At 65.6% G+C, this 24,044-nt stretch carries 17 protein-coding genes; 8 read left to right on the forward strand and 9 right to left on the reverse strand.

The window, feature by feature from the left end:
* Positions 1–135: 135 nt before the first annotated feature.
* The 3 genes from BVG12_RS08760 to BVG12_RS08770 all read right to left on the reverse strand — a co-directional run bounded on the left by BVG12_RS08760 (position 136) and on the right by BVG12_RS08770 (position 1,817).
* Positions 136–411, reverse strand: a complete 276-nt coding sequence (locus tag BVG12_RS08760) for a DUF378 domain-containing protein (protein ID WP_229503840.1) — start codon at positions 409–411, stop codon at positions 136–138.
* A gap of 110 nt (positions 412–521) precedes the next feature.
* Complete coding sequence (locus BVG12_RS08765; protein ID WP_075792053.1) at positions 522–1,184, reverse strand: YcbK family protein; 663 nt, start codon at positions 1,182–1,184, stop codon at positions 522–524.
* A 105-nt stretch (positions 1,185–1,289) separates the two neighbouring features.
* A complete protein-coding gene (locus BVG12_RS08770) occupies positions 1,290–1,817 on the reverse strand; it encodes a GNAT family N-acetyltransferase (RefSeq protein WP_075792054.1) in 528 nt (175 codons plus the stop codon).
* 230 nt (positions 1,818–2,047) lie between these two features.
* Between BVG12_RS08770 and BVG12_RS08775 the strand changes: the two genes are divergently transcribed.
* From BVG12_RS08775 to BVG12_RS08785, 3 genes are all read left to right on the forward strand, one after another.
* A complete protein-coding gene (locus BVG12_RS08775; protein ID WP_075792055.1) occupies positions 2,048–3,064 on the forward strand; it encodes a sulfate ABC transporter substrate-binding protein in 1,017 nt (338 codons plus the stop codon).
* Between the two features lie 238 nt (positions 3,065–3,302).
* The gene (locus BVG12_RS08780; RefSeq protein ID WP_075792056.1) at positions 3,303–4,232 is read left to right on the forward strand and encodes a serine hydrolase; all 930 of its coding nucleotides are present in this window, start codon (positions 3,303–3,305) and stop codon (positions 4,230–4,232) included.
* A gap of 107 nt (positions 4,233–4,339) precedes the next feature.
* Complete coding sequence (locus tag BVG12_RS08785) at positions 4,340–4,873, forward strand: DUF2939 domain-containing protein (RefSeq protein ID WP_075792057.1); 534 nt, start codon at positions 4,340–4,342, stop codon at positions 4,871–4,873.
* A gap of 6 nt (positions 4,874–4,879) precedes the next feature.
* On the opposite strand, the gene motA is transcribed toward BVG12_RS08785, so the two are convergent.
* Positions 4,880–5,740, reverse strand: a complete 861-nt coding sequence (motA, locus tag BVG12_RS08790; RefSeq protein WP_075792058.1) for a flagellar motor stator protein MotA — start codon at positions 5,738–5,740, stop codon at positions 4,880–4,882.
* Between the two features lie 204 nt (positions 5,741–5,944).
* Here motA and BVG12_RS08795 point away from each other — a divergent pair, with 204 nt between their 5' ends.
* Entirely contained in the window at positions 5,945–7,456 is a 1,512-nt protein-coding gene (locus tag BVG12_RS08795) for an ATPase domain-containing protein (protein WP_075792059.1), read from the forward strand.
* Positions 7,443–9,119, forward strand: a complete 1,677-nt coding sequence (locus BVG12_RS08800; protein ID WP_075792060.1) for an ATP-binding protein — start codon at positions 7,443–7,445, stop codon at positions 9,117–9,119. Before BVG12_RS08795 ends, BVG12_RS08800 begins: the two co-directional genes overlap by 14 nt.
* On the opposite strand, the gene BVG12_RS08805 is transcribed toward BVG12_RS08800, so the two are convergent.
* Positions 9,106–9,654: a DUF488 domain-containing protein gene (locus BVG12_RS08805; RefSeq protein WP_156895592.1), complete on the reverse strand. Its 549-nt coding sequence runs from the start codon at positions 9,652–9,654 to the stop codon at positions 9,106–9,108. The genes BVG12_RS08800 and BVG12_RS08805 overlap by 14 nt on opposite strands.
* A 719-nt stretch (positions 9,655–10,373) precedes the next feature.
* Here BVG12_RS08805 and BVG12_RS08810 point away from each other — a divergent pair.
* Genes BVG12_RS08810 through BVG12_RS08820 form a run of 3 tightly spaced genes read left to right on the forward strand, consistent with a single transcriptional unit; the run spans position 10,374 to position 14,665 of the window.
* On the forward strand, positions 10,374–12,110 hold the full coding sequence (locus tag BVG12_RS08810; protein ID WP_156895593.1) for a hypothetical protein: 1,737 nt from the start codon (positions 10,374–10,376) through the stop codon (positions 12,108–12,110).
* A 25-nt stretch (positions 12,111–12,135) separates the two neighbouring features.
* On the forward strand, positions 12,136–13,179 hold the full coding sequence (locus BVG12_RS08815; protein ID WP_075792063.1) for a hypothetical protein: 1,044 nt from the start codon (positions 12,136–12,138) through the stop codon (positions 13,177–13,179).
* A 37-nt stretch (positions 13,180–13,216) separates the two neighbouring features.
* Positions 13,217–14,665 carry a S1 family serine peptidase gene (locus BVG12_RS08820; RefSeq protein WP_075792064.1) on the forward strand — a complete coding sequence of 483 codons (1,449 nt, stop codon included), beginning with the start codon at positions 13,217–13,219 and terminating at the stop codon, positions 14,663–14,665.
* 84 nt (positions 14,666–14,749) lie between these two features.
* Here the strand turns inward: BVG12_RS08820 and BVG12_RS08825 are convergent, their stop codons facing one another.
* The 4 genes from BVG12_RS08825 to recC are packed head-to-tail and all read right to left on the reverse strand — an operon-like array spanning position 14,750 to position 24,014.
* Positions 14,750–15,016, reverse strand: a complete 267-nt coding sequence (locus BVG12_RS08825; protein ID WP_075792065.1) for a UBP-type zinc finger domain-containing protein — start codon at positions 15,014–15,016, stop codon at positions 14,750–14,752.
* 13 nt (positions 15,017–15,029) lie between these two features.
* Positions 15,030–16,988, reverse strand: coding sequence for an exodeoxyribonuclease V subunit alpha (gene recD, locus BVG12_RS08830; RefSeq protein WP_075792066.1), 1,959 nt, complete (start codon positions 16,986–16,988; stop codon positions 15,030–15,032).
* Positions 16,978–20,616 (reverse strand): exodeoxyribonuclease V subunit beta, encoded by a 3,639-nt coding sequence (gene recB / locus BVG12_RS08835; RefSeq protein WP_075792067.1) that lies wholly within the window; start codon positions 20,614–20,616, stop codon positions 16,978–16,980. The genes recD and recB overlap by 11 nt, the downstream gene beginning before the upstream one ends.
* Positions 20,613–24,014 carry an exodeoxyribonuclease V subunit gamma gene (gene recC / locus BVG12_RS08840; RefSeq protein ID WP_075792068.1) on the reverse strand — a complete coding sequence of 1,134 codons (3,402 nt, stop codon included), beginning with the start codon at positions 24,012–24,014 and terminating at the stop codon, positions 20,613–20,615. Before recC ends, recB begins: the two co-directional genes overlap by 4 nt.
* Positions 24,015–24,044 lie beyond the last annotated feature (30 nt).

The raw sequence follows: 24,044 nt of genomic DNA on the forward strand, positions 1-24,044 counted from the left end.
AACCGTCGCGAGCGGCCGCAATGCTGTTCGAGAAGCGCAGCTGTGCCAGAGTACGGCCCGTCCACCGTAGCGGAGCATCGCGGCCTGCGCGGCCCGGTCCGCCGTGCGACGCGCGGCAGGTTTGGTGACGTGCCATCAGTGCTTATGGCGGCTGAGCTTGGTCGCGGTATAGATCGAATACAGGGCCGCGAGACCGACGATGACATAGACGACGCGGCTGGCCGGGCTGCCCGGACCGAACAGCGTGGCGACGACGTCGATGTCGAACAGGCCGACCATCGCCCAGTTCAGGCCGCCGATGATCATGAGGACCATTGCGGCGTAATCGAGACCGGTCATCGCCGTGGTGCCTTCCCGCACGGCGGCACGCCGTTCGGGAAGGTGCCGACGTTCCATTGTGGGTGCGTTCATGGTTGCCATCATGCCCTCCTTCGGGAAAAGTTGGTGCGATTACGATAGCAAAAACGCGGGGACGCGTGCGCCGCCTATCCGTCCAGGAATCCGGCGGCGCCGGTAGGTTCTCAGCCCTTCCAGGTACGGTTGAGGCCCGTGTCCGTGTGGATCCAGCCGCCTTTCGGGCCGGAGCGGTAATAGAAACCGACGCCGCCCTTGCGGAAACTCTTGACGAGTCCGCCCAGCACCTCCTCGGTGAGGCCGGCGATGCGGACATCGGCCGCCTTGCCGGACATGTGCAGCGACTGGCGCGCGGCCGGCACGCCCTGCTCGATCAGCCGGTTGTTGGACGCCGGCGTGCGGTAGCCGGACAGGATCTCCAACGGACGGTCGAGGCCGTAGCGCGCCACGAACGCCTGGGACGCCCACAGCGTCTCGATCAGCTTCGGGTCGATGGGAATCGACGCCTTGCCGTTCACGTCGCGCAGCAAATGGCACAGTTCCTGGTAGGCCGAATCGATCACCTCGCCGTCCTTCCAGTACATGACGCTGGCGCGTTCGCCGCTTTGCGGACGGATCACGGACAGGGTGCGCGGCTTGACCCAGAAGTCGATGTCGACGACCTGCGCGTCGAACAGGTCGGGCGGCGGTTCCAGGTCGGTGCCGGGAGGGTCGGTCTGGTCGCGGCCGGCGGCGGCGCGGGCCGCCCGGGCATCGACCAACGGGACGGCGACGAGTCCCAGCGCGGTCAGGCGCAAGCCTTGGTGAAGAAAATCTCTGCGGGAAGCCATAACGAACTCATCATTGCAACCCGAGTACTATAGCGCAACCGCCCGGCAGAAAAAAGATGCGTTCACGTTGTGTAATGTTAAACAACGATCACGGCATGACGCGGCTCATTGGCTGCAATTGCAAAAACGCTTGCGTGCCGGCACTGTTTCGGCATCGAGGTGTTTCCACAGAAAATCACATTCGAGGCCGTAGCAAGCCTTGTCCTTGCCGGCGTTGACATAGCCGTGGCGCTCGAAGAAGCCGCTGGCGGAACCCGGGCTCTGCATGTGCACCTTGCTGATATTCCACGCGCGCGCCTGCGCCTCCAGCGCGCACAACAAGGCCCGGCCGACGCCATGGCGCAACAAGTCGGGGCGGACATAGCACAGGGGCACCTTGCCAGCCTGGTTCAACAGGGCCAGGCCGACCAGTTCGCGCATGCCGTCCACGTCGCGCTCCGCCACCACGGCATAATTCGTGGGCGACGACAGCCAGCCGAGCACGTTCTGCGTGGTCTTGTTGCCGAGCCAGGCCTGCAGGATCTCCGGACGGCCGCCGTGGTCAAGCATGCAGCCCTCCTCGATCGAGCGGCGCAGCAGCGCGCAGGCCGCGGGCGCGTCACTCGGTATTGCCTGGCGAATTTCGATACCCATTGTTTTTCAGCGTCAACCTGGAACAAACGATGATTCTGCGGACCGGTCATCAGCCCGAACAGCGAAAGGCCGGACTATAACCCAAACGCGGTTTGCCTGCTTTGGGGCGGCCCGAAGCGTATGCATGCCTCATACGGCGTCTAAGCATATGATAAAAATGTACTTTTGTTTTGCTATTTTTTAACGGATGATCCAAAACCCCTAGAAGAGTCTCCACAAGGAAAAATAATATGGCGATCCCATCCATTTCCTCGCTGCGCCGTGCACTGCTGGCGCTGGCACTCGGCGGCGCCGTCCTGCCGTTCACCGCGCAAGCCGCCGACGTCGAGCTGCTGAACGTGTCGTACGACGTGGCACGCGAGCTGTACAAGGACATCAACCCGGCCTTCGTCGCCGAGTGGAAAAAGACCACCGGCGAAAACATCACGATCAAGCAATCGCACGGCGGTTCCAGCAAGCAGGCGCGCGCCGTCGCGGACGGGCTCGAAGCGTCCGTCGTCACGATGAACCAGGCCAATGACATCGACATGCTGGCCGACCGCGGCCTCGTCGCCAAGGACTGGGCGAAGAAATTCCCGGACAATGCCGCGCCCTACTACTCGACCATGGTGTTCCTGGTCCGCAAAGGCAATCCGAAGGGCATCCACGACTGGGCCGACCTGGCCAAGCCGGGCGTGAAAGTGGTCATCCCGAACCCGAAGACCGCCGGCAACGGCCGCTACACCTACCTGGCGGCGTGGGGCTCGGTGATCAAAAAAGGCGGCAACGAAGCGCAGGCGCGCGAACTCGTCGGCAAGATCTTCAAGAACGTGCCCGTGCTGGACGCCGGCGGCCGTGCCGCCACCACGACGTTCACGCAGCGCCAGATCGGCGACGCGCTCGTCACGTTCGAGAACGAGGTGAACCTCGTGCGCGCCGAGTTCGGCAACGACTTCGAAGTCGTGTACCCGTCGATCTCCGTGCTGGCCGAGTCGCCCGTGGCCGTCGTCGACAAGGTCGTCGACCGCAAAGGCATCCGCAAGCAGGCTACCGCGTACCTTAACTTCCTGTATTCGGACCAAGGCCAGGCCATCGGCGCCAAGCACTATCTGCGTGTGCGCAACGAAAAAGTCATGAAGCAATTTGCCGCCAACTACAAGCCGATCCAGCTGTTCACCGTCGATGACGTGTTCGGCGGCTGGCGTGCTGCGCAGAAACGCCATTTCGATGACGGTGGCGAGTTCGACAAAATCTACACGTCAAAATAAGACAGTCTAGAAAATTCTGTTCAAAAAGAAGGCCCTGCGGCAACGCGGGGCTTTTTTTTCTTGTAGAATCTTGCTGGTGGACTCGATATTTCAGAGGCTGACATAGACATATGACAATCTTTGATGCTATCGTTCAACTTTGTTGTTGCCGTATAGCTAGACGCTATCTGCCGACCCGACGTTTTGATGTTCCGCCGCCGTCCGGCGCCCGACCATTAACCGTACCCAGACACCATTCATGATCAAAAAATTCCTCGCTGCCGTAGTGATGACGATCTCCAGTGCAGCGGCCCTCGCCGTGCCGTTCGGATCGCAATCCGTCCTGGTGGTCGAAGACGACACGGGCAAAGTGCTGTTCGAAAAGAACGCCAGCACCGTCGCGCCGATCGCTTCGTTGACCAAGCTCATGACCGCCATGGTCGTGCTCGATGCCCACCAGGACATGAACGAGCCGATCGAGATCGAGAAGGAAGACGTGGACATGCTGAAGCACAGCACGTCGCGCGTGCCCGTCGGCGCGACGATCCCGCGCCGCGACGTGCTGCAGCTGGCGCTGATGTCGTCGGACAACCGCGCCGCCGCCGCGCTGGCGCGCACGTATCCGGGCGGCATCGAGGCATTCCGCGCCGCCGTCAAGCGCAAGATCGCCGCGCTGGGCATGTCCCAGACCGTCATCGAGGAACCGACCGGCCTGAGCCCGAACAACCGCTCGACGGCCGCCGACCTCGTCAAGATGGCGACGGCTGCGTCGAATTATCCGGAAATCACCCGCATCACGACGTCGTCCAAGGACCTGATCAACATCAAGGGCCGTGAAGTCGAGTACCACAACACCAACCGCCTCGTCGGCGCGAAGGGCTGGGACATCGGCCTGTCGAAGACGGGCTACACGCAGGAAGCGGGCCGCTGCCTGATCATGCGCGTGAAAGCGGCCGGCAAGAACGCGACGATGGTGCTGCTGAACGCGGGCGCGTCGTCCGTGCGCGTCCTGGACGCCCTGAACATCCGCCGCCACGTGCTGGGCGACGCCGGCCCCGTGTCGACGCGCGCCGAATCCCCGCGCGTCCACGCCTCGGCAGGCGGTCCGCGCATCCGCGCGTCCGTCGGCGGCGGCACGCGCCGTGGGCACAAGCATGTGATCGTGACGCGTCATCGCCGGCATCGCTGAGCGAAGCGTATCAGCGGCTCGGGCAAGGCCGGGACGGGCGACCGTTCCGGCCTTGTCGTTTGTGGTCTCCGGGTATCATGTCGCTTTTCCAGAAAGCAAAGAACGTGATGAACCGTACCCGAGCCCTCGCCGCCGGCGCCGTCGGCGCCCTCCTCGTCGTCGCCGTCACCAGCTTCGCCAGCCCGTGGTGGACGCTGCACCGCCTGCGGGACGCCGCCGCCCGCCATGACGCCGACGCCGTGTCCGCGCAAGTCGACTTTCCCGCCCTGCGCGACAGCGTGAAAGGCCAGCTGCTGGCGTCGATCAGCCGGGACGTCGATCACGCCGACGGCAACAATCCGTTTGCCGAGATCGGCAGGAAATTCGCGATGGCCGTCGCGAATCCGCTCATCGACGCCGTCGTGTCGCCGGCCGGTGTCGCGGCCATGGTCGAGCACGGCAACGTATCGATCGCGAAGCCCGCTCCCGAATCGGAAGGGCCGGGCGCGGAACCGGCACGGGAGAAGCCGCACGCTGCGCTGCACTACCTCGGCTGGGATCGCTTTGCCGTCACGGCGCAGGATGGCGGCAGTTTTATTTTCCGGCGCGACGGCCTGTGGAGCTGGAAGCTGGCCGGCATCGCCATGCCCGACCGCCGTTAAGACCGTCTAGCGTGACTTCAGCTGGCGCACATGACCTTCCAGTTCGGCGAAGGTCGGGCGCTCCGTGGCCGAGATGACCTTGCGGCCGAATTCCACGGCGATCGTCGGCGCATAGCCGTTCATCGAGGCCAGCAACGTGACTTTCACGCATTGCAGCGCTTTCACGACTTCCTGGTGACGGCGGTGCAGGAGGTTCGCGAGTGGCGCGACCAGGCCGTACGACAACAAAATGCCGAGGAAGGTGCCGACGAGCGCGGCCGCGATCAGGGCGCCCAGTTCGGCCGGCGGGCGGCCGATGGCGCCCATCGTGTGCACGACGCCCATCACGGCCGCGACGATGCCGAACGCGGGCATGCCGTCGGCCAGCTTGTGGATGGCCTGCACGGGAATGTCGGAGTCGTCCTGGTAGGTGTCGATCTCGTTGTCCATCAGGTTTTCCAGCTGGTAGCTGTTCATCGTTCCCGACACCATCAGGCGCAGGTAGTCCGTGATGAATTCCAGCAAGTGGTCGTCCTGCAGGATGACGCGGTATTTCGTGAAGATGGCGCTTTCGTACGGCGCGTCGATCTCGTTTTCCAGCGCCATCAGCCCCTCGCGGCGAACCTTCGTCAACAGGTCGAACATGAGCCCCATCAATGCCATATACAGTTCCCGCGTGTAGCGCGAGCCGTGGAACAGCGTCGGCAGACTCTGCCACGTAAGGCGGATGGCCTTGCGGTCGTTGGCGATGACGAAGGCGCCCAGCGCGCCGCCGAAGATCATCAGGAGTTCGTAAGGCTGGAACAACGCGGCCAGATGCCCGTCCTGCAGGACGAAGCCGCCGAACACGGCCAGCAGCACGATCACGACACCCACGACAATCAACATGATACCGCTCCGATAACATTTTCCAGACCGTAACTTTAACATTGTTGCCACAGGGAAAGCAAAGATGACCGCCAATTATTCGTGATTCCTTCGTCGCGACGAGGATCAGCGGGTTCGACATATAATCGGTTCACTGTCGCGTCACCACAGCCCGTCACCGCGTTCGCTCGAGCGCGCTCTACCGTCTTTTTCGGATACCCGTGTATGTCAGAATCGTCGCCCTCCCTCCCAGCTCGAAAACGTTCCCACCGCATATCGACCGGCGTCCCTGGCCTGGACGACATCCTGGGCGGGGGCTTGACGGCCGAACGGGTGTATCTGGTCGAGGGGACGCCGGGCACCGGCAAGACGACGCTCGGCATGCAATTCCTGCTCGACGGTGCCGCCAGGGGCGAAGCCGGACTCTACATCACGCTGTCCGAAACGGCGGACGAACTGCGGGCAGTGGCCGACAGCCACGGCTGGTCGCTCGACGCGCTGGCGATTTTCGAGCTCGCCAGCGACGACGCGCTCGATCCGGATGCGCAGCAGTCCGTCCTGCATCCCGCCGAGATCGAGCTCGGCGAAACGGCGCGCGGTGTCATGGAGCAGGTTAACAAGATCAGGCCGGCGCGGGTCGTGTTCGACAGCCTGTCCGAAATGCGCCTGCTGGCCCAGAACCCGCTGCGTTACCGTCGCCAGATCCTGGCGCTCAAACAATTTTTTGCGTCGCGGGCGTGTACTGTTCTCATGCTTGACGACAAGACCAGCCAGTCCGACCAGCACCTGCACAGCATCGCCCATGGTGTCATTTGCCTGGAGCAATTGGCTAAGGAATTCGGGAAGGAGCGGCGCCGCGTCAACATCATGAAGATGCGCGGGATCGCGTTCCGGGGCGGCTACCACGACTACGTGCTGGACACCGGCGGCATCCGGATCTTCCCGCGGCTCGTCGCGGCCGAGCACGGCGTGGAGTTCAATCCGGTCATCCGCTCCACGGGTTCGCCCGGGCTCGACGCGCTGCTGGGAGGCGGCCTCGTGTCCGGCACGAATACCCTGTTCGTCGGCCCCTCCGGCGTCGGCAAGACGACGGTGGTCGTGCGCTGCATGCTGACGGCGTTGGACCGCGGCGAGAAGGCTTCGTATTATCTGTTCGACGAAGGCCTGGGAACGTTCTTCGCCCGCGCCGCGTCGCTGGGCCTCGATTTGCGCCGGCACATGGTCTCGGGCCTGTTGACCGTGCGCCATGTCGACCCGGCCGAGCTGGCCCCCGGCCAGTTCGCGCAAATGCTGCGCGATGCCGTGGAAACCGACGGTGCGACGTTCATCGCCATCGACAGCCTCAACGCCTACCTGCAGGCGATGCCCGGCGAGCAATTCCTCATCCTCCAGATGCACGAGCTGCTTGCCTACCTCAACCTGAATGGCGTCACGACGGCGCTGATCCTCGGCGAACACGGCCTCATCGGCGAGGTCATCCGCGACGTCGATCTCAGCTATCTGAGCGACTCGACGATGCTGCTGCGCTATTTTGAATCGGGCGGCAAACTGCGCCGTGCCATTACCGTGTCCAAGAGCCGGATGACGAGCCATGCGTTGACCATCCACGAACTGTCGCTCGGCGCCGGCGGCATCGACATCGGCGAGGCACTGGAAGGCTTCGAGGGCGTGCTGACGGGGCTGCCGACCTACCGCGGGACGACCCCGATGATGGCCGCATCCGATGCCAACAGCTGACCGCCGCGAACAGCGCATCCTCATCGTCGCGCCACAGGGACGCGACGCGGAAGTCATCGCGGGCGTGGTCGCGCGCGACGGCGTCGATTGCGACGTCGTCGCCAACGTCGACGCGCTCGTCGATGCCGTCGGGCACGGCGCCGCGGCGGCCATCATCTCGGAAGAGGCACTGTCGCCGCTCGCGCTGACGCGCGTCTCGGAGTGGCTGGCCAAACAGGAGTCCTGGTCGGATTTCCCGTTCGTCGTGTTGCTGGCCAAACGGTTCGGCTCGGCGCCCGCGCAACTCAAAACGACCTTGTCCACACTCGGGAACGTGATCCTGCTCGAACGCCCGCTGAGCGCCGACACGCTGGCGACGGCGGCGGGCTCGGCGCTGAGGGCGCGCCGGCGCCAGTACCAGGCGCGGGAAGTGCTGGCGCAGCGCAAGGCTGTCGCCGACGAGCTCGCGTCGCTGAATGCCCACCTGGAGGCGCGCGTCGACGAGCGCACCTGGGCATTGGCGCGCGCCAACGACCGGCTCACGGCGGAGATCATGGAACGCGAGCGTGCCCAGCAAGCCATGGCGCAAGCGCAAAAGCTCGAGTTTCTCGGCCGTTTTACGGGCGGCGTGGCGCACGACTTCAACAACCTGCTGAACGTCATCCAGGGCAATATGGAGCTCATCGGCATGTTTTCGCGCGAAGACTCGACCCTGGCACGCGCCAGGACGGCGCAGGCCGCCTGCAAGCGCGGCGCCAAGCTCACGGGCCAGCTGCTGTCGTTCGCGCGCAACCAGGTATTGGACTTGCGTCCGCTCGCGGTCAGGGCGCTGTTCGAGAACGTCGCGGAACTCGCGAAACCGATCCTGGGCGCGGGCGTCGAACTCACGCTGGCGGTCGCCGACGATGTCGACGCGGTTCTCGCCGATACGAGCCAGATGGAAATGGCTTTGCTCAATCTGGTCATCAATGCGCGCGACGCGCTCGCCGGACACGGGCGGATCGACTTGCGCGCGGTGAATGCGCAACCGCTCGCCGGTACGCTTCCCGCGGGGCCGTATGTGTGCGTCACGGTGGCCGACAATGGCCCCGGCATGTCGCCGGAAATCGCCGCCAAGGTCTTCGAACCGTTTTTCACGACGAAGGGCGTCGGCAAAGGTACCGGCCTGGGCCTGAGCCAGGTCTACGGCATGGCCCAGCAATCGGGCGGCGGTGCGTTCATCCACAGCGCGCCGGGCCAGGGTGCGACGGTGGAAGTCTGGATGCGCGCCGCCCGCGACGATACCGCGGACGAATTCCCGCTCGACATCGACCGCCAGGGACTCGCCGGCCTCAAGGTGCTCGTCGTGGAAGACGACGGCGACGTGCGCGCGGGTATCGTGGATGCGCTGCTGGCTCTCGGGTGCAATGTCTCGCAAGCGGACGGCGGCACGCAGGGCCTGGCCGAGCTGGCCACCGGCGAGCCGGGCCTGCTGTTGACGGATTACCTGATGCCGGACATGACAGGCGTCGAACTCGCCGTGCGCGCCCGCGCGCTGTTCCCGCGCCTGCCCGTGCTGGTGGCGACGGGCTATGCCGACATGGGGGCCATCGAACACGCGATCGGCTCGCACGCCGTGCTGCGCAAACCGTTCCAGCTCGCGGAACTGAGCGCGGCCGTCACCCGCGTGGTCAATCCAAGCTGAGCTGCCCCTGCGGATCCGGTTCGGGCGGATAGGTGATGCGCAAGCCGTCGACGTGAGCGAACGGCGTCAGCTTGTGCGGGCGGCGCTGGCGCGCATCGATGATGTCGTCGACCGGCACGCCGCGCACGAGCAGCGCGTCGGCCACGAGCGAGCGGTGGCAGCGCCACGGCACCGCTTCCGCGCACATCAGCGCGCAGGATTTCTCTTTGCCCAGTTCGATGACGGCATCGACGTTGGCCGCGAATTCCTCGGTCTGCATGTAGTCGGCGTAGCCGCGGAACGACTCGTTGCGCCAGCCGGCGTTCGGCGAATCCTTGTGCGGGCGGCGCAGGCCGCCGAGGCCGCGCATGTAGCGGTATTCGATGCCGGCCTCGGCCAGCGAGGCCGCGAGCTGGTCCTGGCCGAATTGCGGGTTGTGGCGCGATTTCGGCACCGTCCGGATGTCGAGCAGGCAGGCGATCCCGTTCTGGCGCAACAGGCCGATGAAATCCTCGATCGTACGGTTCGAATGGCCGATGGTGCAGACGGGTTCCATGCGCGGCTTTCGCGGTGACGGTGGCGGTACATCCATTTTGTCACGGACGCATAGCGCACAGCGCGCCGTCCGGCGCTGTACCGCGAACGACGCCAGCGTAAGCCAGCCACATCAGCAAAATGTTCGATCCGCCATGAGGCCTGCCGCGGTTTGCTTTTCTCACTCGACCAGCATCACTCGACACCCTCTTCCGATAACCGACGACATATTGTTTTGTAGTTTATAAAAACCTTTTTTCCACAAGTAACAGACGGGCATAAGGCGTGTCGCATATACAAAAATATATGTGCGGCGATTGAGCCCACAGCGCAGGAAGAGCATTATCTAAAACCGGTGGATTAAACGCCCCCCATGACGGCATTCGCCCCCAAAATCCTTATCGCCATTTCCTATCGAAATTTTTTCAACACACTCGATCGGATACGCAAAGGCTTGAAAAGTTAATTAGCAGGCTCTCAATCCACGCGGAAATATCTTAATCAAGCCGAATAAATCACGCAGGAGACATAATATTTGAAATAGGAAAGAACCTAGCAGTAGTTAGAGGTAGATCAATATTGCTCAGGAAGTTAAATTTTCGACACAATACACGTGTGCGAAATGCCGGCTGTCTGTAAACCGAACTGCTGAATGCGATTTGTCTTGCCGTCGACAATGCCAGCGAAATATCAAGACGTGGCTCGATTCGTGAATGCCGGGCAAAGCGAGGAGAGATCAGGATGCGAAATAGATTTTGCGAATTCCGTGCGCTCCTCGCTCAAAGCGGTCTCGATTCGTCGCCAATGCATTTCTTAAAATACGCAGGCGTGGTGTCGTCGGTATGCCTGTGTTCCTGTACCGTGTTACTGACGCCACCCGAACGACCGACAGACAAGGACATCACCGACGGCTTAAGCTACGCGAACGCTTACGCCTATCTCGCCCGGGCTCGCGATCAAATGCAGAAGGATGTCACCGCGCTCGAGAAACTGGACGCCACGAACAAAGGCATGGTCGCGGGCGGCGTCGGCGGCGCCGGCATGGCAGCGCTATTCAAAGGCAGCAACGACCTCGTACTGTCGCTCCTCACCGTCGGCGGAGCGGGCTACGTGACCAATCAGAATGTCCAGCCATCAGTCAGGATAGGAATCTATCGCGCCGGGCTCAAGAATCTGGATTGCATCGACGACGCGGCATTGGGCTTGAATCTGCGCAATGAGGGCCTCAAGGCGGCACGACACCGCTTGATGCTGAAGATCGGCAGACTCGCCGATGCAATACGCGCCGGCCGACGCGCCACGGTTCAAGGAGGGGCATTAACGGAGGTTATCGATAAGGCGGAAACAGCATATAAGACGGCAGAGCTTCTCGTCGTACAGATTGATGGGGCCGTCAGTATCGATGACAAAAACATCGGCCGCACCGTTTATTCGGCAGTCAACCAGACTGTAATGAGCGTGAGCCAGCAGTTGGATTCGTCCTCGCCAAACATCGATGCGATCGCGCAATCCAGTTCGATCAGTGCGTTCGTGAGTTCGCACCAGGCTGCCAAATCGGACACCAAGGCGACCGCGTCCACGGCACAGGAAGCGCTCTCGAAGGCCCAGCGAACCACCCAATTGGGCGTTGCACCATGGTTCGACGAACTGAAAGTCAGCCTGGAACAGCTGACTACCGAAGTAGCGACAGTCCAGAAGCTGCTTTCCAGTGACGTGATATCAACGGCTGCCATTGGAACTTGCAAGACGATCACGCCCGGTACCGAACCGATGCGAATCGTTTTGCGCGACGATGTTCCACCGACCGGCGTGCCGCTGCTGGCGGGAGAATCATACAATTTTGAAGTCATCGGGGATGGTGCGGGCACGCCGAGAATCGGGTGGTCGGGCCCTGAACCGACGATTGCTCAGCTCGTTGCGACGCTCTCGGATGGCAAGTTACAGGTAATGGCGCCGCCGAACGCCAAGCCCGGCCATTTCAAGTTATATCTCTACGACTCATCGTCCAAAGAATCAACACATCGTGCATCGAACCAGGTCGACATCATTATCGGCTCCCCATCCGACAAAAAACCAGTCGCGGTCGGGCCAAAAAAAGATTTAACGAAGAATTCCGCCGGAAAAAAAGGCAACAGCGCTGCTCCATCGCCACCGTCTGACGTCGGTACCGGCCTCGTGTCAAACGCCGGAGCCGAAAAACTGACGGAACTCGGCTTGCCGCCCGATGTCACCCCAAATGATCCACGCTATATCGACCGGGTCAAGAAACTGGAGAACTGCGCCGGGAGAGTGCCGACGGGAAGAATGAGCGATTCACTCCATGCATATATCGCAACGCACGGCCCGATCAATGCCAGTGGGGATTGTTCTCCCACGACGGCAAGCCCGTCGGGCGCGGGCGGGACGCCGCCAAAACCTCCGCCGGTCACGGCAGCGGCAACGCCTGCACATAGCGCGATTACAAAGCCAACCAAGTAATGACACGTCGTCATAAGGAACCATCATGAATGCTCAAAACGCCCCGTTGCGCGGCGGCCCGAAAGCCTACGTCGGCGTCCGGACCGCTATGCCCAAGCCGCAGAAGTCGCATTCCGCCCATCCGTTGATGGGAGCCATACCGCTACTGGTCGTTGGCCTTGCGCTCGGCGTCATCGACGCGCTGTTGCCCAATTGGGGATTGCCCGGCGCAGCCGCTAAAGACCCCATGACGCGGGTGGTCGTGTTCGCGGTGGCCCTGCTGGCCCTTTACGTCCTGCTCATGGCGATCAGCGTCGGCGTGTCGGGCAAGGTGAGCGGCGTATTCTGGAGCAGCCGCAATACCTATAGTCTTTCCCGCCTACAGGTCGTGCTCTGGACCTGGCTGATCCTGTCGGCGTTGATGGCGGTGGTGGTTTGCCGGGCTTGGAGTGCGCTCGACGCCGGCTCTTCCGACGGACTGGCGACGGCCCTGGATATCTACATCCCACCTGAGTTGTTGACGATCATGGGCATCAGTATCGCCAGCGGGGCGGCCGCGCCGGCGATATTGTCGCTCAAGTCGATGGCCAACGCGCCCTCCCAATCCGCGCTGGACGCGGCGGCGGCCCGCGTGGGCGCCGACGTGCACGCGGTCGGCAAGGTGTTCGTCCGTTCGGACTGGTGCCCTCCCCTCTTCAAGGATTTATTCGAGAGCGACGATGCCGCCGCGGCCGGGACGATCGACATCAGCAAAGTCCAACAGTTCGCGGTCACCCTCGTTCTCTGGAGTGTGTACTTGGCGATGCTGATCCACCTGTTTTACACGGGCGTGTCCGGCAAGGCGCCAGCCGGGGTCGCCGCGAACACGACCATTCTGCCGCAACTGTCCGACACATTCGTCTACCTGCTCGCCATCAGTCATGCCGGCTATCTCGCCTACAAGGCCGTGCCGGTGCCTCCGGCGGCGAACGGTGCGCATCTGGACGCCGCCTCCAATGCGAGATCCGCGCAGCCGGGTGATGGCATACCGCAAAGCCCGCTCAAGCCGAGCACCGTGCTGCCGCGGCCGCTGCCGCCGAGCACAATCTAGATCCCGGTTCTTCCGAACCCGGCATTGGAGGCATGCCATGACTAAATTTCAATGTGGTGACAGGGTGCAGTACGGGACGTATGGCAGCGGGAAATCGACTTGCTTGCTCCGATTTCGGGAATATCCTGATCGCCTCCTATTGTTGACTGCAGGCCATGTAGTGCTCCCTACTTTTGCACGACAGGGTGACGAAATCCATGCGATCGACGCTTCCGGCTCGCCTCAGGCCATCGGCCGCCTGCTGACCTGGACGACGATCGACGGCGATCCGACGACCGACGCCGCCCTGATATGGGTTTGTCCGGACATGGTCGATGCAAGGTTGCGTCTCGGGCAAACTTTAGAGGATCTGAAACCGCCTGTCGCTCCGACGATCGGCCAGCCGATCCAGATCGGCGGCCGTCACATCCTCGACGATGACAGCGACCCGCAGATCGCCGCAGCGGATCAGGATGTCGAGGGCATGATCGTGGTCGGCCCGGACTGGGCGGCATCCACGGCGGTCACGTATAGAAGCCAGATCGTCTCCGACCGCGTGTTCACGCAAGGCGGCGACAGCGGCAGCCTGGTCGTCGATCGGAATATGCAGGTGATCGGCATGGTCGTCGGCGCAGACGAGAACCGGGAAACAGGCTTCACCGTGATCACCCCGTTCAGTGCGTTGCTGGCACCGTCCGCATGGAATGGGCTGCAACCGGAACTGATTACGAGTTTCGACCCGGCAGACTTCGTATGTCCACTACATTCGGCATCGTTCTCGCCCAATCACACCGTGAACCTGCGTCAAGGTGCGGCACCTGAGACAGAAGACATTCCTGTCACGACACTCGACGATGGTGTCGACACGACGATCTCGACCGCGTTGCGATTACACGAAATCGGCGACGCGTCGCCATACCGGATCAGCTTCGCGGGAAAAGGCAAGAGCGGCGGCTCGTTCGGCTTCATGCAGGGCGATCTCGCGGCCAATCAACCGGTCGTCGCTTCCACGTTCCTCCAAGTGCTGGAAGCCGCAGGCGTTCCCCCCGCAACGGCCCAATCGCTGAAGAGCCGGCTATCGGTTCATACCATCGCCAGTCCTCTCTCGCCGCAGGAGAGCGCGCTCGTCAACAATGCCTTGAATTCGCAGGCCGGGCGCGCGCTAGTGGACAAGATGGACCAGGCGATCCTGGGCAATGTCCTCGATGACGTGCGCACGTGCATGGCGACCGCCGCCGCAGGCGGGCGCTGCATATCGCTCAAGGCCCTGCTGTACATCGCCATGTGGATCAATATGTCGGGGCCGCCGACCACACTGCTGAAATGGCTGGAGGGCGTGGAGGTGATGTTCGACAACCAGGTGACCATACCGCCACCCGGCAATATTGTGGATGGAATTGCCCTGGAGTATTACCTGCAAAGGACGCACTACTTTTCGGCGAATCCTGCCAATTTCAAACGCCTGCGCCAGTGTGCGGCCGATGCGCTGGCATGTCGACGCGCCTGAGCTTGTATCGGCCTGACGAGCCGGTCGCCGGCGGAACGGTTGTCGTGCCGGGCCAGGCGGGACGCGCTGGCGCACGAGCGTCGTCTAGACCGGGTCCTTGACGATCCGGTCCACGTAGCACCAGCCCCACGTCTCGCCCGGCTCCTTGGAGCGGATCGCCGGATGGCTCGTCGCATGGAAATGCTTCGTCGCGTGCTTGTTCTTCGAGTCGTCGCAACAGCCCACGTGGCCGCACGTCAGGCAGACGCGCAGGTGCACCCAGGTGTCGCCCATCTTGAGGCATTCCTCGCAGCCGCCGGTATTGCCCTCGCGCGTTACGATCTCATGAAAGTGCCTGCAATCGCTGCCCATGTGACCTCCTCGGTTATCGCTCCACCATCCCCCGCAGCCCGCTGGCGCGGTGCGTGCGCCGCAGGATCGCTTCGCCCAGCACGGCCGGCGCCGGCGTCGTCAGGGTGAATTGCCGGCTCGCGCGCGTGATGCCCGTGTAGACCAGCTCGCGCGCCAGCACGGCGCCCCCTTCTTTCGGCAGGGCCAGCACGGTGTGCGCGAATTCCGAGCCCTGCGATTTATGCACCGTCATCGCATACGCCGTCTCGACGTGGCGCAGCCGCGTGGCCAGCACGCTGCGCACGTTGTCGCCTTCGAGGAACCACACGCGCAGCGAGCCGGGACGCGCCGGGTCGGTCAGCGCGAGGCCGATGTCGCCGTTGAACGTCTTCGTCGGGTAGTCGTTGCGCGTGACCATGACGGGCCGCCCCACATACCAGTCGCCGCGCACGATCAGCCCCGCGTGCGCGAGGCGCTGTTCGATGGCGTCGTTCAAGCCTTCGACGCCCCACTCGCCTTCGCGCACCGCGCACAGCACGCGGAACGCTTCGAAGCGCTGCAGCACGGCGCGCACCCAGTCTTCGTGGCTGCCTTGGCCATCCTGGCCGCTGCCGGCGCGCAGCAGTTCCAGGTACGGCCGGTAGCCGTCGATCGCCAGTTGAATGACATGGTGCTGGTGGGCGTGGTCGATCCAGCGCAGCACGCCGGCGGCGTCCGGCGCGCGCAGCGCGGCGGCGGCGCCGTCGACGTCGCCCGCGTTGACGGCCAGCGCGAGCTTGCCGATCGGGCCGCCGAACCGGCGGCTGTGGCGCAGCATCACGGTCTGCTGGGCGAGCGGGCCGCCGTCGCCGGCGAATTCCTCCGGAATCGCTTCGCCGCTGGTCGCCCGCACATAGGCCAGCGTGCCGGTGTCGTAGCGGCCGGCCTGCGCGTCGTGGCACAGGTCGCCCAGCACGGCGCCCGCTTCCACGGACGCCAGCTGGTCCTTGTCGCCCAGCAGGATCAAGGTCGCGCCCGCGGGCAGCGCGTCCAGCAGCGACGCCATCATTTCCAGGTGCACCATCGACGCCTCGTCGACAATCAGCACGTCGACGTCGAGCGGATTGCCGCGGTGGTGGGCGAAGCTGCGCGTGTCCGGCCGCGCGCCCAGGAGGCTGTGCAGGGTACGCGCGGCGCTCATCCTGCTTGTGAGTTCGCGCAGCGGCAGCGCGCCGCCCACGCGGTCGGCCAGCTCGCCCAGCGCCTTGTCGATCGATTGCTTCAGGCGCGCCGCCGCCTTGCCCGTCGGCGCGGCAAGCGCGATGCGCTGGCGCGCGGCATCCGGCGCCGTCGCGAACAACAGCGCCAGCAGGCGCGCCACCGTATACGTCTTGCCGGTGCCCGGACCGCCCGTGATGATGGCGAACGCGCCGCGCAGCGCCACCGCGCAGGCGATGCGCTGCCAGTCCGGCGATTCGCCCGCGCGCTGGGCGCCGAACAGGGCTTCCAGCCAGGTGCGGGCCTGGTCGATGTCGACGTCGCGGCGCTCCTGCGCGCGCGTGCGCACGCACGTGGCCACGAGCGTCTCGTCGCGCCAGTAGCGGCGCAGGTACAGGCGGCTGTCGTCCAGCACGAGCGGCTGGTCGTAATCGAAGTCGCCCACGCGCCATACCTGTTCGCATGCGGCCAGTTGCGCAATCCAGCCCTTCACGCCGCGCGGCAGCGGTTTCGCGGCGCGCGACAGTGCCTTCCAGTCCTCGTCCGCCCAGCCGAGCAGCCCGGCCGGGTCGCCCACGAGGTCGTCCAGCATGAGGCAACTGTGGCCGCGGCCTTCCAGTTCGGACAGCACGAGGCTTGCCAGCAGCAGCGGCGTCGAACGGGCGCACGCCGCCGTGCCCAGGGTCGACACGAAGCGGGCGAACACGCCGGACAGGCGGCGCAGTTCGCCCGCCTCGGTCAGGCGTTCGACCTCGGCCCAGAATGCCGTCGCATCCAGCGTCGCATCAAGCTTCATGCTCGTCCTTTCCCAGCAGGCGATCGAGGCCGTCCAGCAGCTCCAGGTCCGGCTCGAGCAGATAGCAGCCGTGCGTGGCCGGGTTGCCGATCCCGCGCAGGAACAGGAAGACGGCGCCGCCCAGATGCTCGTGCGGCGAATAGTCGCTGCCTAAACGTGCGCGCAGCAGGCGGTGCACGGCCAGCATGTAGATCGCGCCCTGGATGTCGTAACGGTGCTCGGCCATGCCGGCCGCCATCGCGGCCTGCGTGTACGCGGTATCGCCCGGCCCGAGCGCGTTCGATTTGTAGTCGAGCACCCAGTAACGGCCGTGGCATTCGAACACGAGGTCCGTGAAACCCTTCAACATGCCATGCAGCTGGCGTTCCGGCAGGATCGGCCGCGGGGTATTCCCGAGCATGCGGCGGCGGCACAGGCGGTCCAGCGCGGCCACGTCCAGCTGGCGGCTGGGGAACCAGAATTCCATCTCGGCCAGGGGCGCGTCGATATCGGCCAGCGCACAGCCGACGGGCGGCAGCGGCGTCACGGCGATCATGCGCAGCCACGCGAGCGCGTCGTCCAGGCGGTTGCCCCAGCCGGCGCGCTGGATGCGCTGCGCGAGGCGGCCGCGGAAACCTTCATCGTCGACCTGGCCGAAGCCCTCCTGCGCCATCCATTCGAGTTGCTCGTGCAGGAAGTTGCCGGGGCCGGCGCCGCGCGGAAAGCGGTGCCAGGGCGCGTCCTCGCTGTGCGCCACAAGCACGACGCCCGGGTCTTCTTCCTCCAGCAGGTTCTCTTCCTGCGGGCGCGTGGGCGGCGGCGCCGCCACGGTGTTTTTCGTCAGCGACGTGAACGAGCCCACGGCCCAGTTGCGCTCGAAGCGCGCTTCGAACCGCGGCGGCTCCACCAGGTCCGGCCGCGCGTCGGTCCGGCGCAGCATCGTGCAGCCGTCCGGGCTGGCCAGCGCGTGCACCTCGATGCCGTCGACGCCGCCGCGGAGCAGCTCCCACCGCTCGCGCACGGCGGTAGCAAGCACCGGCGTGCCGCCCGTCAGCAGATAACCCAGCGCCGATTCGTGCAGCTGGTTCTCGCCCTTCTTGCGCGCCGCCACGGCCGCGACGCCGAGCCACAGGAAATGGCGGGCCCGCGTCAGCGCCACATACAACAGGCGCAGGTCTTCTTCCAGGCGCGCGCGGTCGACGGCGGCCAATGCCGCGTCGGACAGCGCGAGGTCGATGCGGCGCTCGCCATCGTCTTCCACGTATTCGAAGAACGCGCGGTTGCGGCGGTCCGTCTTGCGCGCGGTGACGGCGAACGGCAGGTACACGAGCGGATACTCGAGACCCTTCGATTTGTGGACGGTGACGACCTTGACCAGTTCCGCGTCGGACTCCAGCCGCAGCACGCGTTCGTCGCCGCCCTCGCCCATGCCTTCGACCTGCTCGGCGAACCAGCGGATCAGGGCCTGCTCGCCATCCAGCTCGCGGCTCGCTTCCTGCAGCAGCTCGGCCAGGTGCAGCAGATTGGTCAGCCGGCGCTCGCCGCCCGCCGCCCCGAGCAGCTTCGCGGGCAGGCCGAGTTCGTGGATGAAGCGGCGCAGCATCGCCAGCACGCCCTGGCGCTGCCAGGACTGGTGCAGGGACTTCAGCTGCTCGACACGCGCCTCCCACGCCAGTTCGTCGCTCGCCAGCTGCGCCAGTTCCGCCAGCGGCAGCGCGCAGGTCGCGGTGGCGAACGCGGCGCGCGCGAGCGTGACGTCGAGCGGGTTCGCCACGGCCTGCAGCCAGCGCAGCACGTCGCGCGCTTCGATGCTTTCGACGACCGAGTCCTGGTCGGACAGGTAGACGCTGGCGGCCTTTCTTTGCATGAGCGCGCGCCTAACGGCCGCCGCTTCGCGCCGGTCGCGCACGAGGATCGCGATATCGGCCGGCATCAGGCGCGTGAAGCGGCCCGCATCGTCCTCGAAGCCGGCGCGCGGATCGTTCAGCAGGCGGACGATGTGTTCGGCGCAGTGCTGGGCGAAGAATTCGCGGTAGTCGTCCATGCGCATGTCGTCAATCTCCGCCATGCCGACGGCCAGCGCCTGGAACGGACCGTCCACGCCGACGAGCCGCTGCTTGCGCCCCGCCGCATCGACGGCCTCGAACGGCAGCGGATTCTCGTCGCCCTTGCGGAACCGGAACGCGCCGGCCGCGTAGTTGCCCTCCGCGTGGCGGAACAGCTGGTTCACCGCCTCGACGAGCTGGCGCGTCGAGCGGTAGTTCGTCCCCAGCTGGTAGTGGCGGCCGCTCGTGGCCCGCCGCGCCGACAGATAGCTGTGGATGTCCGCGCCGCGGAAGCCGTAGATCGACTGTTTCGGATCGCCGATGAGGAACAGGCCGCGCGCCGGGTCGTTGTCGGCCACGCGATAGAGCAGATCGAAGATGCGGTACTGGTCGGGCGACGTGTCCTGGAATTCGTCGACCATCGCCACCGGATATTGGTCGAGGATGCGCCTGCGCAGCGCCTCGCCGTTCGGCCCCTCCAGCGCATCCTTCAAGCGGGCCAGCATGTCGGCGAAACCGAACTGGCGGTTGCGGCGTTTCAGTTCCGCCATGCGGTGCGCGATGGCGCAGGCGGCGTGGCGCAGCAGCGCATGGGACACGGGCGCGATGGCGTCGAGCCCGGCTTTCAACGCTTCGGTGTGCTCGAAGCATTCGGGCACGGGCGCATCGTAGTCCTTGCTGAACGCGTCGACGATGCCGGCCGGCGTCAAGCGCTGCCACAGCGCGTCGGTGAGTTGCGGATAGTGCGCTTGCGGGTCGCCGGCCCAGCGGCGCAGCGCGTCGAACGCTTTCGCCAGCGAGTCGGGACGCATCTTGTTGCCGTTGAACGCTTTCGGATTCGCGCCGCGCTGCGCCGCGATCCACGATTCCATCGCAGCGGCGCGCGCATGCCAGCCATCCTTCAGCCTCGCGAGCTCGTGGCGTTGCGCGCGTTCCGCTTCCTCGATGACGTCGCCCAGCGGGCGCTCCCTGCCGTCGTCCAGGCGGCCGGCCCGCCGCACCAGCTCGAACACCGACCGCTTCAGGGCCTCGACATCGCTCCAGCAGGACAGGAGGCTCGTCAACGCCGCGCCGGACAGCGGGTACACGTGCTGGCGCCAGTAATCGTGCGCGGCGTCCTCGAACAGCGCGCGCTCGTCGCTGACGAGTTCTTCGTCGAACAGGCTGCCGCTGTCGAACGCGTGCTCGCGCAGCATGCGCTGGCACCACGCGTCGATCGTGAAGATGGCCGCTTCGTCCATCGTCTCCGCCGCCAGCACGAGGCGGTGCGCTGCCACGAGGCGCGACGCCTCGTCGTCGTACGCGTCGGCCAGCGCTTCCAGGTAAGGATCGTCCGCGTCGGCTTCGCCGCGGAAGCATGCGGCCGCCTGCACGAGCCGTTCGCGCACGCGGTTCGACAGCTCGCGCGTGGCGGCGCGCGTGAACGTCATCACGAGGATCTCGGGCGGCATCAGCGGACGCAGGAAACCGTCCGCGCCGCCGTGGCCCAGCACGAGGCGCAGGTAGAGCGCGGCGATGGTCCACGTCTTGCCCGTGCCGGCGCTGGCCTCGATCAGGCGCGAACCGTGCAGCGGGAAGCTCAGGGCGTCGAGCAGCTGGCTCATGGCGCGTCTCCGTCGAAGCGCGTCACCGTCACACTGTCCTTCAGCCAGGCGACGAGGGGACCGTACAACGCCTCCGCCACGAGCGGCCAGCCGCCGGCAGCGCGCAACAGCGAGAACTCCGGCCACAGGCGCGCGAGGCACGGGTCCGTCACTTCGCCGTCGATCTCGAAGCCGCCGTCATACGTCTCGCGCGCATCGCCGCCGGCGAAATGCGCGAGCGCCGTCTTGCACGCGACGGGCAGCGGCCGGTCGAGATTCGAGCGCCACAGCGCCACCAGCGTCTCCAGCTGGGCGAGCGCTGCGCTGCGGTCCAGCGGCGCCATCGCCAGGCTCGCGTCGCGCGCGACCAGCACGCCGCCCACCCGTTCGCCCATCGCGGCGGCGGCCAGCTGGCGCAGCCACGGGCCGATCAATTTGTCGCCGCGCGGCTCGCCCTTGCGGTCCAGGACTTTCGACGACATCTGCAGCAGCCACACCGTGTCCTCGTCGTTGCTGCGCAGGCGGTCGATCCAGTCCTCGATGCGCAGTCCGCCGACGTCCACGCTGACGACGAGCTTGGTCGCCGGGCGCGGATAACGGCTGCCCGCGGCCAGCCACGCGCGGCGCACGGGGACGAGGTCGTCGACGAGCTGCTGCTGCCACTGGCGGCCGACGAGACCGATCGGCAGCACGCCTTCGCGCGCCAGGCGCGCCGCGCGCGTCTCCAGCACCTGGCGCACTTCGCCGGGGGCCTCCGGCGTGCCGCTGTCATCCAACAACGTATCTTCCAGAAAGTAGCGGTCGAGGGCATCGAGCGAGAACGGTTCCTCGTCCTCGCCGACGACGTCCAGGTCCGTGAACGTCACGCCGAGACGGCGGCGGAAGAAGAAGCGCGCCGGCTGGCGCAGGAAGCTCGCCAGTTCGCCCAGAGTGAGGCGGTAATCCTCGTCCAGCTCGAACGGGGGCAAAGGATCGGCATCAAGCGCGCCGCCGGCGAGCGCCGCATCCGTGCCGTGCGCCGAGCGCCACTCGCCCGCATACGTGAGCAGGCCGCCCCGCTCGAAATAGCGGCGCGAGAACGGCTGCAGCGCGTGCACCGTCGTGCGTTCGGCCAGGTCCAGGTCCCAGCCGGCGGCCAGGTAATCGCGCAGCTGCGACACGAGCACGGACGCCGGCTGCTCCGTGTTGTCGCGCACGTTGCGGCCCACCCAGCTGACGTACAGCTTTTCGCGCGCGGCCAGCACGGCTTCCAGCATCAGGTAGCGGTCGTCGTCGCGGCGCGAACGGTCGCCCGGGCGGCCGAGACCCGGCAGCGCGAGCAGGTCGAAGTCGGATTGGTGGCCGCGGCGCGGGAAGTCGCCGTCGTTCATGCCGAGCAGGCAGACGACGCGGAAAGGCACGGCGCGCATCGGCATCAGGGTGCAGAACGTGACGCCGCCGGACACGAACTGGTGGGAGAGCGCCGGCTGGTCCAGCTGGCCGAGCCACGCTTCCCGCATCACCGCGAGCGACACCGGTTCGTCGAACAGCGCGTTCTCGCAGATCTCCAGCCAGCACTGCAGCGCTTCTTCCAGCTGGTGCAGCATCAGGCGGTCTTCCTCGTTCGTCGCGCGGAAGAAGCGGGCCAGCAACGCGCGCGCGCACTGCCCCCATTCCATCGGACGCAAGGTACGGTCGAGATCCTCGCGCCAGGCCAGCAGCGCTTCCACCAGCTCGGCCAGCGAGCCGGCCAGCGCCGCATCGAGCCCGCCCACTTCCGGATACGGTTCGATGTCGCGGAAGCTCGCGCCGTGGCCGGTCGCGTAGCCGAGCAGCATGCGGCGCACGCCGAACAGCCAGGAATTCTGCTCGCCGGCGGACCCGAGGCCCAACCCCGCGCGGTGGCGCTGGTCCAGGCCCCAGCGCACGCTGGCGCCTTCGATCCAGTGGCCGAGGATCGGCAGGTCCGCATCAATCAGTCCGAAACGGCTTGCCAGCGCCGGCACGTCCAGCAGGTCGCGCACCTCGCTCTGGCGGCAGCGCTGCTGCGGCAGGCGCAGCAGCCATTCCAGCGCGACGAGCAGCGGGTTCCTGCTCCGGTCCTTGACGTCGCCGATCTCGAACGGGATGTAGCGCGGGTCGCTGCGCTTGTGCTGGTCGAACACGGCGTGCACGGCCGCGGAGAAGGTCTCGATGTCGGGCACCATCACGACGACGTCGCGCGGCCGCAAGGGATCGTCGCGCTCCTGCGCGAACCACGACAGCAGCTGGTCGTGCAAGACCTCGACCTCGCGCTGGGCGCTGTGGGCGATGTGGAACTCGATCGAGCGGTCGTCGGGCGGCGGCGGCGTGTGCGGATGTTCCGACAGCGGCAGCAGGTCGCGCACGGCGGCCTGCACCTGGCCGAGCAGACTGTCGCCTTCCTCGTCGGAGAACAGGTCGATGCGCAGGTTGCCGAATTGCGCGCCCTCGCCGTTGTCGAATTCGTCCAGCATGCGCACGAAGTCGCGGCCCTGGCGTCCCCAGCTCGCGAGCAGCGGGTGGCTGTGCGCGTGCAGCTGCTCGACGGGGATCTCGGACAGGTCGCTGCCGTTGCGGTGCTGCTGGCGTTTATAGGCGGCGCGCAGCAGCTCGCGGCCTTCGATGATGTCGCCCCAATAGAACCGGCATGGATTCGGCACGGCCAGCAGCACCTGCGTGTGGCTCGACAGGCCGGCCATCGCCTGGATCGTCTGGTACGGCAGGGTCGACATGCCGAACAGGATCACGCGGCGCGGCAGCCGGAGCACGGGTGGGCGGTCTTCCAGCACGGCCGCCATGAACTGCTGGTGGATCGTCGCGCGGCCGGACCAGCGCCGCTCGGGCGGCAGGCTCGCGTGGATCTCGCGCCAGAGCTGCGCCTGCCAGCACTGGTCGGGCGCGAGCGGCACGGGGTCGCCGCCGGGACGGCGCAGTTGATCGATGCCGTCGGCCCAATCCGTGAGCCAGTCGGCGCGGTAGACCTGGTACTGGTCGTACAGGTCGGCGAGGCGTTCGGCCAGCTGCAGGCGGCGTTCGGCGTCGCCGTCGTTCAGGAAGTGGCGCAGCGGTTCGAATTTTTCCTTCTCCAGCACCTCGGGCAGCAGGCGCATGAGGCGCCACGTGAGGGCGTCCTTGTCGAACGGCGAGCGGCGCGGCACCCGTTCCGGGCCCAGCATGCCGCGGTAGGCTTCCCACTGGAAGCGCGCCGGCAGCGCCACGCGCGTGGCCGCGCACACGCCCAGTTCTTCCGCCAGCGCGATCTTGAGCCACTCGGCCACGCCGTTGGACTGGACGAGCATGATCTCTTCCTCCAGCGGACCGAGCGGATTGTCGCGCAGCCAGTCGAAGACGGCGGCGCGCAGCAATTCCATCTGGTTGCCGTGCAGGATGAGAAGGCCGGGGCGGATCGGGGATGGCATGGCGAGACGTGACGGGAAGACTCGCGCAGC

It is taken from the genome of Massilia putida (genome assembly GCF_001941825.1).
GTDB classification, from domain to species: Bacteria; Pseudomonadota; Gammaproteobacteria; order Burkholderiales; family Burkholderiaceae_D; genus Telluria; species Telluria putida.